Source organism: Calditrichota bacterium, from assembly GCA_020637445.1.
GTDB lineage: Bacteria > Electryoneota > RPQS01 > RPQS01 > RPQS01 > JABWCQ01.
In genome coordinates this window covers 1,403,473-1,419,648 of sequence record JACJVZ010000001.1, presented here as the reverse complement: position 1 = coordinate 1,419,648, position 16,176 = coordinate 1,403,473, and the positions used below count along the sequence as shown (strand labels likewise).

The window sequence follows — 16,176 nt, the reverse complement described above, 5'->3', positions numbered from 1 at the left end:
GCCGATAGGACAGGAGGAAGGGATATGACATCCCGAATTCGCAACACGGCGCTGGGTCTGTGCATAATGATGCTCTTCGGTATCACTGCCGCCAACGCGCAAAACCATGCCGCTCCGTTCTTGCGGATGGGTGTGGGTGCGCGTGGTATGGCAATGGGTACCGCCCAAACCGCCGTAGCCAACGATGCGACCGCGGCCTACTGGAACCCCGCTGCGTTACAATGGCTGCACAAATTCGAAGTGTCGCTCATGTATACCGGTGGGCTGGAAGCCGATCGCAATTACAACTACATCGGAGCGTCGCTGTGTGCCGAGAAGCTTGGGACCTTCGGTCTGTCCTGGCTCAATTCCGGTACGACTGGTTTGATTCAGTCGGACAATACCGGAAACAAGACGGGCACATTTGACGCCGCCGACAATGCGTTCCAGTTGAACTACGCGCGAGGTTTGGGTGGCGGTTTCGCCCTCGGACTCGGTGCAAAGTTCATCCAGAGCGATCTCATCACTGATGACGGCTGGGGCGTCGATGCAGGCTTGCTCTTCCGCCCGTATGATGAAGTCACTGTTGGCTTCATGATGCGTGACCTTGCGGGTGAGTACGGTCAGGATCAGACACCTTATGAAGCCCGACTCGGTTTCGGTGTCAAGCCGTGGAAAAACGTCACGCTGACGACCGACCTGAACAAGGTGAAGGATGAAGAAACGACGTTGGACGTCGGTGGTGCCTACGACCTGCCGATCAGCGACAACGTGAGCTTCTACCTCGCCGCGGGTATGAACGATCTGGTTGAAACGGAAGAAGCCAACCGTGGTATGACCGCCGGTTTTGGTTTCGGTTTCAAGAGCTTCGCCCTGCAGTATGCTTACGTCGAAGAGCCGCAAGCATTCTTGGGCGAGAATCACCGCATCTCGTTGAACTTCTACTTCAAGGAGTGCAACAGCCTGCGGAGCGCCATGGGCAGCCTGAAGCGTGAGCGCAAGGAAGCTGCCATGATGGAAAAATCGGATGGCCCGAAGGAATTCATCCATCGTTACATCTTCGAAGGTAACCCCTCCCTCAAGCTCAGCCTCGAATTGCTGCGTCCCGAGCAGAAAGATTCCATCGAAGCCGTGTGGATGGAGACCGGCGGCGTCGTCAGCTTCCCGGGTATCAACTTCGCCACGGGCAGCGCAGAGATTACCGATGAATTCGCGCGCGTGTTGGACGGCGCGGCCAAGCTGATCAACGAGCATCCGGAAATCCAGTTGCTTGAAGTTCAAGGCCACACCGATAACACCGGTTCGGATGCGATTAACAACCCGCTGTCGCAGGCTCGTGCGGACGCCGTTCGCAACTACCTGATCTCGCGCGGTGTTGATCCCAGCCGCTTGGTCGCCAAGGGTTATGGTTCGACGAAGCCCGTTGCCAGCAATGCCAACGAGCAAGGCCGCTACCAGAACCGCCGCATCGACCTCGTTCGCATTCGGTAACTAAATACTGTAGTACTTTGCGTCGAGGAGTGGTGCGGTCAACCGCCGCCACTCCTCGACTCACTCCATGAGCTTTCGCTCACAAACCGGAAGAATGCCATGAAGAGAATTGGTTATATTTTGGTGTCGTCGGTGTTGATTCTGGCTGTGTACGCGCTATCGCTGGCCCAGCTTGAATCCAAGAACACCTCGGCAAAATACCTGTTGCGCGTCATGGACGGTCCTGAGGCCCGGGCCTATTATGGTTCTGCGATTGACGGAGCGCACGCTTGGACGGGGGACAAGCCGCTGTATGCGGTTTCGTATACCGGAGAAAATGCCGGGCCTGTCGCACGCGGCGCAGTCTTGTTCTACGACGGACTGCTTGCCGAAACGCCGACCATGAAGATTCAGGGCCAAGAAGACGGTGAATTGTTTGGAAGCTCGATGTCCACTGGCGACTTTAACGGCGACGGCACTCCCGACTTAGCGATTGCCGCGGAAGGCGGACAGGGCACAGGTGCCAAGCCTGCCGGCAAAGTCTACCTGTACATGGGCGGCTCGGGATTCGGCGGCACGAGTGTCAAGATCACGGCAGGCGAAAGCAAAGACTCGTTCGGCCATTCGATTGACATGTCACACGACGTGAACGGTGACAATTATGCCGACCTCGTCGTCGGAGCACCGCACTCGGCCAAGAACGGCGCCACTTCCGGCCGCGTATATGTCTATTTCGGCAACGCGAACGGTGTGGCCAACAAGCCGGACCTCGAGTACAAATTGGGTACGTTGAATGACTTGTTCGGCACTGCGGTTTCGACCGGAGACGTGACGGGTGACGGCCAAGCTGACTTGATCATCGGCGCGCCTCATTATGGCGCTGAGGCCACGTATAACGGCGCTGTGTACGTTTTTGCGGGCGGTAAGGAAATCAGCACAACCAAGACGGTTATGCTGTACAAGGGCGAATTGACGAGCTTTCAGGACGAGTTTGGCTGGTCCACAGCGATTGTGCCTGACATGAACGGCGACGGAGTCGCTGAAATTCTGGTTGGCGCCCCGCAATTCACTTCGGGTGGGAAACAACTGGGCAAGGTTTATCTGTACCACGGCGGCACTACATTACCAAACGGACCCTCCGCGACCTTTACGGGTTCAGCAGAGGCGGGTCGGTTTGGTGAAAAGGTCTTTGCCTTGGGTGACCTAAACGGCGATGGCAAAGGCGACTGGGCAGCTCAGGCAGCCAACGCCAACCAGAGCCGCGGGGTTGTCTCCTTCTTCTACGGCGGCTGGGAGACTGATTTCTACCAGTTTTCGGGCGAGAATATTGCTGACGCAGCAGGAAATAGTGTGGCGTCGTTTGGTGACTTAGACGGCAACGGTTCGACCGATTTGGCGGTTGGCGCCCGCTGGTGGGACAACGGTGATTTCGAAAATGTCGGCCGAGTCTACTTGCTCAGCCTGCAATAGAGGAACTCCCGCAGGATAGCCCAATGGCTACCGAGTATGATTTTCAGGATGGGCGGTCTATCAAGGCCGCCCATTTTTACTTGTCCAGACTTCTTTATTTGAAAGTCGTAAATAAAGGTATAACAATTGCAAAGCATCTTGTATTGGGTCCTTGACTGACCCTGATTTCATTGCATTTCAACCCACTTGTTTGTATATTTAGAGTCACCGATTTTCGGGAAGGATAAAAAGAACTTTATGATTCTGAATGAGTTAAAGAAGAAGGCCCAAGAAGGTACCCTGCGAGTCGGCGTTGTCGGCCTCGGGTACGTAGGTCTTCCGCTAGCTGTTCAATTCGCCGTCAAAGGTATTAGCGTTACGGGTATCGACATCACGCAAGGGAAAGTCGACCTCATCAACCGCGGCGAAAACTACATTCTCGACGTGAACGACAAAGAGCTTGCGGACTCGGTCAAGTCCGGAAAGCTAAAAGCGACGACAGACTACTCCGTGATAAAGGACTTGGACGCGATTTCGATTTGCGTTCCGACTCCGTTGCGCAAAACTGGTGATCCGGATATTTCTTATATCATCGCGGCGCGGGACGAAATTTTGAAGTATGCTCATCCGGGTCTTTTGATCGTACTCGAGAGTACGACGTATCCTGGCACGACGGACGAGCTCATGGTGCCGGCCTTCGAAGAAAAGGGCTTGAAAGTTGGTGAAGACGTCTTCATCGCGTTTTCGCCGGAGCGTGTCGATCCCGGCAACGAAAAATACGGCACGTTCAATACCCCGAAAGTCATGGGCGGATCGACACCTGCCTGTTTGGACGCGGCGCAGGCAGTGTACGGTTTGGTCATCGAAAAACTCGTGCCGGTTTCTAGTACGCAGGCCGCGGAACTCGTAAAACTGCTTGAGAACACGTTCCGCTCCATCAACATCGGATTGGTGAACGAACTTGCGATCATGTGCGAGATTCTCGGCGTCGACGTGTGGGAAGTGATTCGCGCCGCTTCGACAAAGCCGTTCGGTTTCATGCCGTTCTATCCGGGGCCGGGTTTGGGTGGCCATTGTATTCCCATCGATCCGATCTACCTGTCGTGGAAACTCAAGACTCTGAAATACCGCGCACGGTTTATCGAACTGGCCGACGATATTAACACCAAGATGCCCGATTACGTTACTCAGCGAGTCGCCGACGCTTTGAATGAACGCGGAAAAGCCGTCAAGGGCTGCAAAGCGCTGGTGATGGGCGTGGCCTACAAGCGGGATATCGACGATTCGCGGGAATCTCCGTCGCTGGATATCATTGAACTCTTGATGAAGCGCGGCGCTCAGGTGGACTATCACGATCCGTTCATCCCTGAAGTAGACACGGCCAATCATCGCATGAAATCCGTGCCGTTCAACAAAGAAGCCGCGAAGAAATACGACGTCGCGGTGATTTGCACGGATCACAGATCGATCGACTACGCGATGCTCGCCGAGAACTGCGCGTTGGTCTTCGACGCACGCAACGCGACGGCCGGGCTTGGGAAACGAGACAACGTGGTGAAGCTGTAGGTTTGAATTCACTCACAGCGATACTCGAACTGCTGCGGCCCGCGCAGTGGTCGAAGAACATGATTCTCTTCGCGGCGGTGTTGTTTTCACCGGCGCGCGTCGTCATTGAATCGCCGCACGTGATCGTGCAGGCGCTGCAAGGCTTTGCGGCGTTCTGTATGCTATCGTCTGCGGTGTACGCATTGAACGACTTGCTCGACTTGAAGGCGGACCGCGAACATCCGAAAAAGAAATCGCGTCCGCTGCCTTCGGGCCGGGTATCGACCAACATGGCCGCGACGCTGGCATTTCTGCTCGGCGGGATCGGAGTAGGTTGGGCATTCGTAATCGACTGGTACTTCGGTATCGTCGCCGTGATTTATTTGGTCGTGAACTTGGCCTATTCGTTGGGGCTTAAGCAGGCGGTCATCCTCGACGTACTTTTGTTGTCGATGGGATTCGTGCTGCGTGCCGTCGGCGGAGTGGCGGTGATCCGCACCATGCTGCCCGACGTGTATTTGTCGTACTGGCTGATTCTGTGCGCGTTCTTGTTGTCGTTGTTCTTGGCATTGGCCAAGCGCCGGCACGAGATCGCGTTGTTGGGAGAAGCGGCCGCGAGTCACCGCGCAAGTTTGGCCAACTACAGTTTGACCTTCATTGACCAAATGTTGTCTGCGCTGGCTGCGGCGACGTTGGTGGCCTACAGTCTTTACACGATTTCAGATGATACCGTCCACCGTTACGGCACGCGAGCGTTGTTTTGGACGCTGCCGTTTGTCGTATACGGCCTGTTTCGGTATTTGTACCTGATCTACAACCGGGGTGAAGGCGGCGATCCGTCGAAGCTCCTGGTGAAAGATCGCGCAACCTTAATCAATGTCGCGCTGTGGGCTTTGACTACGGCAGGCATCGTCTATTTGACCTGACATGAGGGTTGTGATGACGTCTCGGATTGCCACATTTCTCCTGCTTTCACTTGCGCTCGTTTTCGTTTCCTGTAAAAAGAGCGAAGACTCCAAGAGCGGCGTTTTCGGCCGCATCGTGACGACTGACGGCTCGGTCGACGGAGTGGTCGTAAAGATCTACAACATCCCCGACCAAGCAAATCCTTCGTCGGACGCGTCGGTCTGGTCGGTCACGGACGCGGAAGATCAAGTTGGTTTTCCGTTCAAGGCAAGCTACGGGTTCGACCACAGGTTGTACAATTCGATCATGCAGGACACCGTAAACGGAGACGGCGAATTTCAATTCAAAAACGTCGTCGCCGGCGACTATTTTGTCGTCGCGGAGATTCAGGGTTTGGTTTGGTCTGTTCCGCAAGATCTGCACACCTCCGGCGGAGACGTCGATATGCACGAGATCGAATTGCCGCAAGTTGTGGATTACGGCGAACAATTCTACAATTTTGACGAAGACGTAACTTTCGAGTCGGGAACACACTATCTCCTTCACAACAACACACAAGTTTTAGCTGGTGTGACGCTGACGATTCAGCCGGGCGCCGTCGTCAGACTTGCGGGCGCGAAGTCGCTGCAAATCCGCGGGACGATGATTTGCCGGGGTACGCCGGACAACTACATCCAATTTCTGCCGCTCGAAGTTGTCAGCCGCGATCCGGACGAATGGCAGCAAGTTAAATTCAGGCCCAGCGCAACTCCGCCCGACATCGCATATACGGTTTTCCGTCACGGCTCGACGGCACTTGATCTTGAGACCAACGGCGGCGTGGTCGAATACTGCCACTTCTACAAGTTCTCCGGCGAGGGTGTGTTGGCGCGCTACGAACCGCCGAGGATCAGCCACTGCATTTTCGAGCGCAACGGATACGGAATCTACAACACGGCGACGAGCGGGCTCGACTGCGAACACAATCTTTTCCAAACGTGCGATCCTTTTGCAATCACGCTGTACAACAAGAGTGACTGCGATTTATTTTGTAATTGGTTTCGCAACTGCGGAGGTTCGGACACGAGCGGCAGCGGAGCGCGCGGCGTGATTAAGCTCGACCTCGTGAACAACTCTGAAATTCACAATAACCATTTCGAGACGTCGTGGTTCGCGTTTCAGGTTGGTTCGTGGGTGGACTCGACGACCTACATTCATCACAACAACTTCACCCGCATGAACACCGTGATGAACATCAACGTCACGGAAGATCAACGCGGTCCGTCCAATCCGCTATTCAAGTACAATTGCTTCTCGACCGTTGACCGGTTCATCATTTACTACAACTGCAACCAGCACAACTACCGCGACATGGATGCGACCAGCAACTCGTGGGGAACGACGAGTCTAAGTTTCATCGCCGATCATTATATCCATGACCGTCAAGACGACGGGACCTGTCCTATTGTCAATTACTCTCCAGTCTTGAATTCTTGTTCGGAGATTCTCACGCAAACCGGCACGGCAGCGGGCATCTGCCAATAACTCTTGCAATACGTCGGTAAAGATATCGTCACTCGCGGCGCGCTTCTGCATCTGAACCGCGACGTCGCGTGGAGAGAATTGCGTTCGCGAGCGAAACAAGGAATTCGCAAAGCGCAGAACGCAGGCATTCGCGTGGTCGAAAGCCGCGATCTGTCGCTGATGGCAAAGCTCTGGTATGATCCGGAGACGCTGACGCCTGCGCTTGAACCGGAACAAAAGCTGTACTTGGCCTACGTCGGTGAAGAACTGGTCGGCGGAATTATCGTCACGCCCGTGACTCCGAACACCCTTTTTTACCATTATGGCGGAACGAACGAACGCGGACGCGAGATTGAAGCCAATTCGTATTTGTTTTGGCACGTAGTAGGTGAGTTTGAAAACAGCGACTACGAGTATCTCGACGTCGGAGTGAGTTTTCGCAACGAATTGCAGCACTATTTTCAAAAGTACTGCACGCGGCCCTATCCGATTTTGTTCAGGTCTCCGCCTGAAGAGTCTCGCCCGCGGATTCGCATAGAGCCGTTCAGCGGTGATGATTTGGATGCGCCCGAAGAGCAGGTGATCGCGATCAACACTGCGCTGTCGGAGTTTTTTGAGGCGGAATTCACGTATATGCCCTCTTGGGCGTTTGCGCTGCAATCGGCGATCCGCGCTGCGAATGTCGAACGCGGAAAAACAATAGGCGTGTGGGCGTCGAAAGGGGAGACGTCCTACGTCGATGATCTGACTGCGCTGTTCGGTGACCAATGGACATTCTCCGCGCGTCCGGAACGATGTGACGCGCGCGTGGTGTGTCACCGGTGGGGTTATGTATGTCATGAGGCGGAGTCCCTTAGTTTGTTAAGCGAACCGTTGATTGAAGATTGCCGTGACGTGCTCCTGAGCAAAGATGGCGTCGTGCGTTGCGGAAGTTTCGGAAAATACTCCGTGTTTGATTTTGCGCGCTGGCTGCCGCTGCCGTTCGGCGCGGTGCTCGTCGGCGAACACTTCGCGGACAAAACCGTTTGGGACAGGTTCCATTGTCTGGATGTGACAAAACGAAACCGCGTGCGCGAAGGTCTGCAGATCCATTGGCGCAGACGCGACGAAGAACGGACACGGCGGATGGAAAACTTGGATGAACTGTCCAAACTGTTTGGGTTGACGGGCATGCACGCTCAAATTTCCGAACAATCCGCTCCGGTTTGCTACCTCCTGACGTCAACGGAACCGTACGGCGTAAAAGATATTCACGAGCGGCTGAGTTCGTTCGGCGTTTACAGCGAATTTGACGCGAAAGAAGAGTTGCTCGCGCTGCCATGTCATGGAAAGCTCGGCAAAGGCCAACTCGAATATGTTTTTGCCGCGATTCGCGGTATGATCAATCCTTGTTACACATACGTCCGGCCCGATCCGGCGAAGAAATTGTAGAATGGCATCTCGTTACTTGGTAACCGGCGGCGCCGGATTTATTGGTTCGAACATCGTTGAAGAGCTTTTGAAACGCGGACAACAGGTGCGCGTGTTTGACAATTTGGCGACGGGCAAGAAGGAAAATCTTGCGGCGTTCTCAAAAGATATTGAGTTTATCGAAGCGGACTTGCGCGACGAAGAGGCAATCCGCAACGCGACGAAGGGCTGCGACTATGTGCTGCATCAAGGCGCGTTGGGAAGCGTGCCGCGCTCGATCAACGACCCTGTGACGACCAACGAAGTGAACATTCGAGGGACGCTAAACGCTCTGATGGCGGCGCGGGACGCCGGAGTGAAGCGGTTCGTCGCGGCATCGAGTTCGTCGGTTTACGGCAATACACCGACGCTGCCAAAGATTGAGTCGATGACGATGCTGCCGCGATCACCGTACGCCGTGAGCAAGTTGGCGACCGAAAAATATTGCCAAGCGTTTCACGCGTGTTATGGATTGGAAACAATTGCACTGCGCTATTTCAATATTTTCGGACCGCGGCAAGACCCCAATTCACAGTATGCGGCCGTTATCCCGCTGTTTATTACGTGGGCCATGGCGGACAAAAAGCCGATTGTTCACGGTGACGGATTACAGTCCCGAGACTTTACGTTTGTCGAGAATGCGGTCAGTGCAAACTTGCTGGCCTGCGAAGCTCCGGCTGAAAAAGTCGCGGGAGAGTTTTTCAACGTCGCCTGCGGCGCGCGCTATTCGCTGATGGATATCTTAAAAGGGATCGGCGAATCGCTCGGCAAGAAAATCGAACCGAATCACGAGCCGACGCGCGCGGGAGACGTGCGCGACTCGCTTGCGGACATTAGCAAAATTCAAGATGCTATGGGTTACAAGGTGCTGGTGCCCATGGAAGAAGGGCTGCGTCGCACCGTGGAATATTTTACTCGAGTGGCACAATGAAAGTCAATATGCTGAACTTGCAGGAGCAGTTCACGCACATTCGCGACGAAGTGATGAGCGAAGTCGCGGATATTTTCGAAACACAAAGTTTTATTTTAGGCAAGCGCGGAGCAGCGCTGGAAACCGCGATGGCCGAGCTCGCGGGAATGAAATACGGCATCGGCGTTTCATCGGGCACGGACGCGCTCTTGCTTTCCGTGATGGCGCTAAAGCCGAATGCGGGCGATGAAGTCATCACGACTCCGTACACGTTTTTCGCTACGGCGAGTTCTATCGTGCGGGGCGGAGCTAAGCCCGTATTCGTGGACATCGACGAAGAAACATACAATGCGCGCGCCGACCAAATCGAAGCGGTGATCACTCCGAAAACTCGCGCACTCTTGCCCGTACATCTATTCGGACAAATGGTTGAGCCTGCCGCGTGGCTTGCTATTGCGAAGAAGCACAGCTTGCGCATAATTGAAGATGCGGCACAGGCTGTCGGCGCAAAGTTTAACGACGTCGTGGCCGGTGGTTTCGGCGATTTGAGTTGCTTTTCGTTTTACCCAACGAAAAATCTCGGCGGCGCGGGCGACGGCGGTATGGTGCTCGCAAGTGACGAAGCGCTTGCTTACGACGTGCGCATTAACCGCGTGCACGGCGGAAAAGACCGTTATTACCATGATCAAATCGGTATTTGCGGACGACTGGACGAAATTCAGGCCGCGGTCCTGATGGTAAAGTTCAAACATTTGTCCGCATGGAACGCGCGCAGGCGCGAGCTTGCGCAGATGTACAACGAAGGCTTGGCCGAAACGCCCGTCAAGACCCCGGCAGAATTGCCGGGTGCGTGGCATACGTATCATCAGTATGTGATTCGGGCTCCGAAGCGAGACGAGTTGATGGAACATTTGAAAAACAAAGGCGTCGGCAACATGATCTACTATCCCGTGCCACTGCATTTGCAAAAGTGTTTCAGTTTCCTTGGCTACAAGGAAGGTGCGTTTCCGGCGGCGGAAAAGGCCGCGAAGGAGACCGTCGCGCTTCCGATGTCCGCAGAGTTGACGTACGGTGAAGTTAACTACGTTTGCGAGGCGGTCCGCGAATTCTATGGCGTTCGCAACGACTGATTTCAGCTTTTTGAGTTCTTGAAAGTAGATTGAAACATGCCGCGTAGTATCGAGCGAAACATCTGGCTGCGACTTTTCCATTTGGGAGTCGATTTGCTTTTTACAGCCGTTTCGTTCGTGCTTGCGTTTGCACTGCGTACCGAGATCAGAATTTTTTACTTTTTCGGAAGCGCGCAGTCCGTTCATTCGTTCTATGAAGTCGGTGTACTCGTCATTTTGATATGGTGGCTGTTGCTTGATATCCAGCGGGCGCACCACCAAGTGGCGAACGGTTCAGTTTGGAACGACTTCAAGCTGGCGTCGCGGACGGCGATCATCGGAACGGTTTGTATGTTCGCGGCGGCGTATGTCCTGCGAATCGAACTTCCGTCCCGCTCGACGATCGCGCTGTTCACGTTGGTGAATACGATGCTGTTGACAGTGAATCGCGTGTTCTTTAGGAGCATTCGAGAGTATTTGCAAAGCGGCGGCGGCCTCAACAAGCGTGTGCTGGTGATCGGGACGAGCGAGAAGGCACAGAGATTCGTAAAGACAATTTCTGAGCATCCGACATGGCCGATCGTTCTGCTCGGGTTCATCGACACTGATCGAAAAGGAGACGTCAACCTCCCGCCGGAGCTGCGCTATCTTGGAACCCCTGAAGACTTGCCCGAAGTTCTGCATCAACACACAATCGATGAGGTTGTGTTTGCCGTGCCGACTCGGCAAATTTCGGAAAGTACGGATATGCTGGCGTTGTGCGAACAAGAAGGTGTTCGCTCGGTGATTTTGTCGAATTGGTTCTCGAGTCTTGTGGCGCACGTCTCGACAGACATTCAGTACGACCAGCCGGTGTTGATCTACACCTCAATGCGGCACAAGGAATGGCAGATTCTTGTCAAGCGGCTGTTTGACATCGTGTTTTCGAGTCTGCTCCTTGTCTTCCTGATGCCGCTGCTGCTGGCGATTGCAGTTATTATCAAGCTGACGGACCGCGGACCAATTTTTTACCGTTGGAAAGTCGTGGGCTTCAACAAAGAGAAGTTTACAGGTTACAAGTTTCGTACGATGGTCGTAGATGCCGACCGTTTGAAGGCGCAGCTCGAAGCGCAAAACGAGATGAAAGGCGCGGTCTTCAAAATCAAGAACGATCCGCGCATTACGCCGATCGGCGGAATTTTGCGGAAGTTCAGTTTGGACGAATTGCCGCAGCTGTGGAGTGTTTTGAAGGGCGACATGTCCATCGTGGGACCGCGCCCGCCGCTGGAAACGGAGTTGCCGCGCTTTGACAGTTGGCACCGCAGAAAACTTTCCGTCAAGCCCGGACTGACGTGTTTGTGGCAGATTTCGGGCCGCAGCAGTATCACGGACTTCGACGAGTGGGTAAAACTTGATCTTGCTTACATCGACAATTGGACGCTGTGGCTTGATTTCAAGATTTTGATGAAGACGATTCCCGCGGTGCTTTTGGGCCGCGGAGCACATTAAGCAAAGGACACACTTGCGAGTATTAGTCACCGGCGGCGCCGGATTCATCGGATCGCATACAACGGACGAACTGCTGCGGCGCGGCTATGACGTCACGATTTTGGATAGCCTTGAAAAGCCCGTTCACATGAAGGGCAAGCCTGCCTACATTCCCGCCAAAGTAAAATTCATCGAAGGCGACGTTCGTGACCGTGAGAAAATGATTGAGGCGCTTGACGGCGTTGAAGCGGTTTATCATTTTGCAGCTTACCAGGATTATCTTCCGGATTTCTCGAAGTTCTTTTGGGTAAACAGCGTCGGAACTGCTTTGATCTACGAGTTAATCGTCGAGAAGAAACTTCCCGTCAAGAAAGTCGTCGTAGCGTCGTCGCAAGCGGTTGCGGGCGAAGGCCGGTACGCAGCAAAAGACGGCACGCTTTATCATCCGGAGCTGCGTCCGGTTTCAGACTTGGACGACGGACAATGGGATTTTCTCGATCCTCGCACGAAAGAGGTTTTAAAGTGGCAAGCGACGCCGGAGACAGACGCAAAACCTCTCAATCAATATGCGCTCTCCAAGTATTCGCAGGAATTGATGACGCTGGCGTTCGGCAAGCGCTACGACATACCCTCGGTCGCGATGCGGTTTTCGATCGTGCAGGGACCGCGCCAAAGTTTTTACAATAACTACTCGGGCGCGTGCAGAATTTTTTCGCTAAGTTACTTTTTCGACCGCGCGCCGCTGATATATGAAGACGGCGAACAAGTTCGAGATTTCGTGAACATACACGACGTCGTACAAGCGAACTTGAAAGTCCTTGAGGACGACCGGGCGAACTATGAGATGTTCAATGTCGGCGGCGGACGGGCCTACACCGTCAAGGAGTTTTGCGCAATCGTCGCGAAAGTATTCGGCAAGCAAGGACTTGAACCGCGTGTTCCGGGACTCTACCGTTTTGGCGACACACGGCACATCATTTCGGATGTGAGCAAGCTCAAAGCACTTGGCTGGAATCCCACGCGTTCGGCCGAAGATTCCGTAAAAGAATACCGTGCGTATCTCGAAGAGCAAACCGATATCGACGACATCATGGATTTCGCCGAACAGAAAATGCAAAGTTTGAACGTAGTCAGACCGTCAAAGGGAGCGACAGCATAAATGAGAGTTCTTGTAACCGGGGGAGCGGGGTTCATCGCATCGCATGTAGCGGATGCTTTTGTTTCGGCGGGACACGAAGTGGCGGTGCTCGACAACTTGAGTACTGGATTCAGACACAACGTGCCCGAGAAGGCTACGTTTTTTGAGGTGGATATTCGAGACGCCGCTGCGGTAGAAAAAGTCGTCGCGGCATTTCGTCCTGACGTGATTGACCATCACGCGGCGCAAATGGACGTGCGCAAGTCGCTCGTCGATCCCGTGTTCGACGCTGAATCGAATATCGTCGGGTCGATCAATTTAATTTTGGCTGCGCACAAGCAAAACGTCAAGAAGTTCATCTACATCTCGACTGGCGGCGCGGTTTACGGCGAGCCAAATAGTTTGCCGGTCAACGAATCACATCCGATCCATCCGGAGTGTGCGTACGGAATTTCCAAGCACACCGTGGAGCACTATCTCGAACTATTCAAGATTCTTTACGGATTCAAGTATACCGTATTGAGATATCCGAACGTATTTGGGCCGCGGCAGAATCCTCACGGCGAAGCTGGCGTCATCGCGATCTTCGCGGGACTCTTACTGGACGGGAAAACGCCCACAATTTACGGCGACGGAGAACAGCTCCGTGACTACGTTTATGTCTCCGACTGCGCGCGGGCGAACTTGCTGGCCGCAGAGGCGGGCGACGGTGAGATCATGAACGTCGGATCAGGGGTTGGGACGTCGGTGAATACGCTTTATAAGGAGCTTGCGCGCCTCGCCGATTTTGGCGGCGACGCGAACTACGCTCCGCCGCGAACGGGCGAAATTCGCGCTGTGTATCTTGACGCGACGCGCGCAAACAACATTCTGAATTGGAAACCGGAAGTCAGTCTTGAAGACGGTTTGCGCAAGACGTGGGATTGGTGCAAGTCTGATCGCGAAAAGTCCATGGCGACGGCGTGAAAGCAATCGTTCTCGCGGCGGGCGTCGGAAGCAGACTTGGTGAGTTGACGAAGAATGCTCCAAAGTGCTTGTTGCCCGTCGCTGGAAGGCCACTGCTCGATTATTGGTGCGAAACGCTTGCGAACGCGGGCGTCACGGACGTCTTTATCAATACGCATCATCATGCCGCACTGGTACGCGAGTTTATCGGCACGCGTCCGCACGGATTGAACTTTAACGAGGGCTATGAAGAGACGCTCTTGGGCAGCGCAGGAACACTTCGTTCCGCGAAAGAGTTTCTGTCGGACAGCAATCGTTTCTTTATCATTTACGCCGACAATTATGTCGAGCTGGATTTGACGAAACTTGCGCGTTTTCACGAGGAAAAGAACTCGCCGCCGCTGGTACTTGTCGCCTATCCGACGGATGAACCAACGCGCTGCGGCATTTTGGAGATTGACGATACCGGGTTGGTCGTGAGTTTTGAAGAGAAACCCGCGCGGCCAAAATCAAATTTTGCCAATTCCGGAATTCACGCGGCGACGCCGGAGCTTTTCAATTGGGTTCCGGAGAATCAGCCGGCCGATATTGGATTTCACGTCTTGCCTCAGCTCGTCGGCAAGATGTACGGATACGTGACGGACGAGTACATTCAAGACATCGGCACTCCCGAGGCGTACGCGGCCGTCCGCGCGCGCAGAGAACGCAACTTGTAGCATGGTTATTACGCAGACACCCTTACGACTAAGTTTCGCCGGCGGCGGCAGCGACCTTGCAGACTATTATCTGCACGGTGCGGGCCGCGTCATTTCTACGGCGATCGACAAATATATTTTCGTCATCATCAAAGAGCGATTCGACGATAAGATCGTTTTGAACTACTCGCGAAACGAAACGGTCGACGAAGTCAACGAGATCAAACATGAGTTGATTCGTGCGGCGATGGAGATGACGGGTCTTGGAACGGGCGTTGAGATTTCAACTCTCGCGGACATTCCGTCGGAAGGGAGCGGGCTCGGGTCGTCGTCTTCGCTGGTGGTAGGATTGCTTAACGCGATGTACCAATACTTGGGACGACAGGTAAGTCCGGAACGGCTGGCGCGCGAGGCGTGTGAAATCGAAATCGAACGCTGCGGAAAACCGATCGGCAAGCAAGATCAATATATCGCCGCGTTCGGCGGCCTGAGACGGTTTACGTTTAATCCGGATCAAACCGTAACCGAAGCCGAAGTGGATTTGCCTGCGCAGGCGCTTCGCCTGTTCGGAAGCCACCTGATGCTTTTCTATACGAACCGCACTCGCAAGTCGGCGGAGATTTTGACTGAGCAGAAATCGCAAACTGGTTCCAAGCGAGAAGTGCTCGATGCGATGATGCCGCTTGTCGACAAGATCGAACAGGCGTTTACGGTTATGGACTTCGAGCAAGTCGGAAGACTCTTGCACGCCGGTTGGGAACTTAAGAAAAAGATGGCTGCAAAAATTTCCGACGACGGTATTGACGATATGTACGGCCGCGCGATCAAGGCGGGCGCGGTTGGAGGAAAGATCGCCGGTGCAGGCGGCGGCGGGTTCTTGCTTTTGTATGTGCCGCCCTCGAATCAAGACTCTGTCCGCAACGCGTTGAGCGAGTTGTTCGAACTTCCGTTTATGCCCGAGCGCGACGGCAGCAAAGTCATTTTCAATATCAAGAGATATCCGTTCAAATGAGCTTAAACAAGAGCGCTCACATTTCGTCGTATTTCAACCGTCTGAAAGCCGTGCTTGACAGCGTCACGATCGCGGACGTCGAGAAACTGATCTCGATCGTCGAAGACGCGTATGCGCGCGACGCTGCGATTTACGTATGCGGCAACGGCGGATCATGGAGCACCGCGTCGCATTGGGTGTGCGATCATTCGAAAGGTTCAAGTCATCCCGACAAGCGCCGCATTCGTATGTTCGCGCCGGGTGACAACATGCCGATGCTCACCGCGTACGGCAATGACGTCGGATACGACTCAATTTTTTCCGAACCCTTGCGCGCGTACGCTAAGCCGGGCGACGTCGTGGTTTTGATAACGGCATCCGGAAATTCGCCGAACATTCTTGAGGCCGCGAAGACCGCGCGAGATCTCAAGACCACCATAGTTGGATTGATCGGTTTTGGAGGCGGTAAACTTGCGGCGATGACCGACCACAACGTCATCGTCGAGTCCCGCGAATACGGTCCCGTCGAAGATTTGCATCTGGTGCTCAATCACATCATCAGCACCTACATGAAGGAGTTCATTGCGAAATAACTCGCACTGCTCCGTTTCTTACCTTTA

14 protein-coding genes are annotated in these 16,176 nt (G+C 54.2%); all 14 read left to right on the top strand.

Annotation, left to right across the window (positions count from 1 at the left end):
- The first annotated feature begins 24 nt into the window (after positions 1–24).
- The 14 genes from H6507_06035 (at position 25) to H6507_05970 (ending at position 16,149) form a co-directional block, all read left to right on the top strand.
- Entirely contained in the window at positions 25–1,470 is a 1,446-nt protein-coding gene (locus tag H6507_06035) for an OmpA family protein (protein ID MCB9368645.1), read from the top strand.
- Positions 1,471–1,569: 99 nt separating this feature from the next.
- Positions 1,570–2,919 (top strand): FG-GAP repeat protein, encoded by a 1,350-nt coding sequence (locus tag H6507_06030; GenBank protein MCB9368644.1) that lies wholly within the window; start codon positions 1,570–1,572, stop codon positions 2,917–2,919.
- A gap of 237 nt (positions 2,920–3,156) precedes the next feature.
- Entirely contained in the window at positions 3,157–4,464 is a 1,308-nt protein-coding gene (locus H6507_06025; GenBank protein ID MCB9368643.1) for a nucleotide sugar dehydrogenase, read from the top strand.
- A 20-nt stretch (positions 4,465–4,484) separates the two neighbouring features.
- The gene (locus tag H6507_06020) at positions 4,485–5,369 is read left to right on the top strand and encodes a decaprenyl-phosphate phosphoribosyltransferase (protein MCB9368642.1); all 885 of its coding nucleotides are present in this window, start codon (positions 4,485–4,487) and stop codon (positions 5,367–5,369) included.
- A gap of 13 nt (positions 5,370–5,382) precedes the next feature.
- Positions 5,383–6,873 carry a right-handed parallel beta-helix repeat-containing protein gene (locus H6507_06015; protein ID MCB9368641.1) on the top strand — a complete coding sequence of 497 codons (1,491 nt, stop codon included), beginning with the start codon at positions 5,383–5,385 and terminating at the stop codon, positions 6,871–6,873.
- 3 nt (positions 6,874–6,876) lie between these two features.
- Positions 6,877–8,283, top strand: a complete 1,407-nt coding sequence (locus H6507_06010; protein ID MCB9368640.1) for a hypothetical protein — start codon at positions 6,877–6,879, stop codon at positions 8,281–8,283.
- 1 nt (position 8,284) lies between these two features.
- Positions 8,285–9,232, top strand: a complete 948-nt coding sequence (locus H6507_06005; GenBank protein MCB9368639.1) for an SDR family oxidoreductase — start codon at positions 8,285–8,287, stop codon at positions 9,230–9,232.
- A complete protein-coding gene (locus tag H6507_06000) occupies positions 9,229–10,341 on the top strand; it encodes a DegT/DnrJ/EryC1/StrS family aminotransferase (GenBank protein MCB9368638.1) in 1,113 nt (370 codons plus the stop codon). Before H6507_06005 ends, H6507_06000 begins: the two co-directional genes overlap by 4 nt.
- Positions 10,342–10,377: 36 nt before the next feature.
- Positions 10,378–11,808, top strand: coding sequence for a sugar transferase (locus H6507_05995; GenBank protein MCB9368637.1), 1,431 nt, complete (start codon positions 10,378–10,380; stop codon positions 11,806–11,808).
- 13 nt (positions 11,809–11,821) lie between these two features.
- Positions 11,822–12,946 (top strand): SDR family NAD(P)-dependent oxidoreductase, encoded by a 1,125-nt coding sequence (locus H6507_05990; GenBank protein ID MCB9368636.1) that lies wholly within the window; start codon positions 11,822–11,824, stop codon positions 12,944–12,946.
- On the top strand, positions 12,947–13,891 hold the full coding sequence (locus tag H6507_05985; protein MCB9368635.1) for an NAD-dependent epimerase/dehydratase family protein: 945 nt from the start codon (positions 12,947–12,949) through the stop codon (positions 13,889–13,891).
- Positions 13,888–14,586: a nucleotidyltransferase family protein gene (locus H6507_05980; GenBank protein ID MCB9368634.1), complete on the top strand. Its 699-nt coding sequence runs from the start codon at positions 13,888–13,890 to the stop codon at positions 14,584–14,586. The genes H6507_05985 and H6507_05980 overlap by 4 nt, the downstream gene beginning before the upstream one ends.
- A gap of 1 nt (position 14,587) precedes the next feature.
- Entirely contained in the window at positions 14,588–15,577 is a 990-nt protein-coding gene (locus tag H6507_05975) for a GHMP kinase (protein MCB9368633.1), read from the top strand.
- Positions 15,574–16,149, top strand: a complete 576-nt coding sequence (locus H6507_05970) for an SIS domain-containing protein (GenBank protein ID MCB9368632.1) — start codon at positions 15,574–15,576, stop codon at positions 16,147–16,149. Before H6507_05975 ends, H6507_05970 begins: the two co-directional genes overlap by 4 nt.
- Positions 16,150–16,176 lie beyond the last annotated feature (27 nt).

Excerpts from the sequence above, each read along its gene's own strand:
- H6507_06035 (MCB9368645.1), top strand. The coding sequence starts at position 25 with ATGACATCCCGAATTCGCAACACGGCGCTGGGTCTGTGCATAATGATG.
- H6507_06030 (MCB9368644.1), top strand. The coding sequence starts at position 1,570 with ATGAAGAGAATTGGTTATATTTTGGTGTCGTCGGTGTTGATTCTGGCT.
- H6507_06025 (MCB9368643.1), top strand. The coding sequence starts at position 3,157 with ATGATTCTGAATGAGTTAAAGAAGAAGGCCCAAGAAGGTACCCTGCGA.
- H6507_06015 (MCB9368641.1), top strand. The coding sequence starts at position 5,383 with ATGACGTCTCGGATTGCCACATTTCTCCTGCTTTCACTTGCGCTCGTT.
- H6507_06005 (MCB9368639.1), top strand. The coding sequence starts at position 8,285 with ATGGCATCTCGTTACTTGGTAACCGGCGGCGCCGGATTTATTGGTTCG.
- H6507_06000 (MCB9368638.1), top strand. The coding sequence starts at position 9,229 with ATGAAAGTCAATATGCTGAACTTGCAGGAGCAGTTCACGCACATTCGC.
- H6507_05995 (MCB9368637.1), top strand. The coding sequence starts at position 10,378 with ATGCCGCGTAGTATCGAGCGAAACATCTGGCTGCGACTTTTCCATTTG.
- H6507_05985 (MCB9368635.1), top strand. The coding sequence starts at position 12,947 with ATGAGAGTTCTTGTAACCGGGGGAGCGGGGTTCATCGCATCGCATGTA.
- H6507_05975 (MCB9368633.1), top strand. The coding sequence starts at position 14,588 with ATGGTTATTACGCAGACACCCTTACGACTAAGTTTCGCCGGCGGCGGC.
- H6507_05970 (MCB9368632.1), top strand. The coding sequence starts at position 15,574 with ATGAGCTTAAACAAGAGCGCTCACATTTCGTCGTATTTCAACCGTCTG.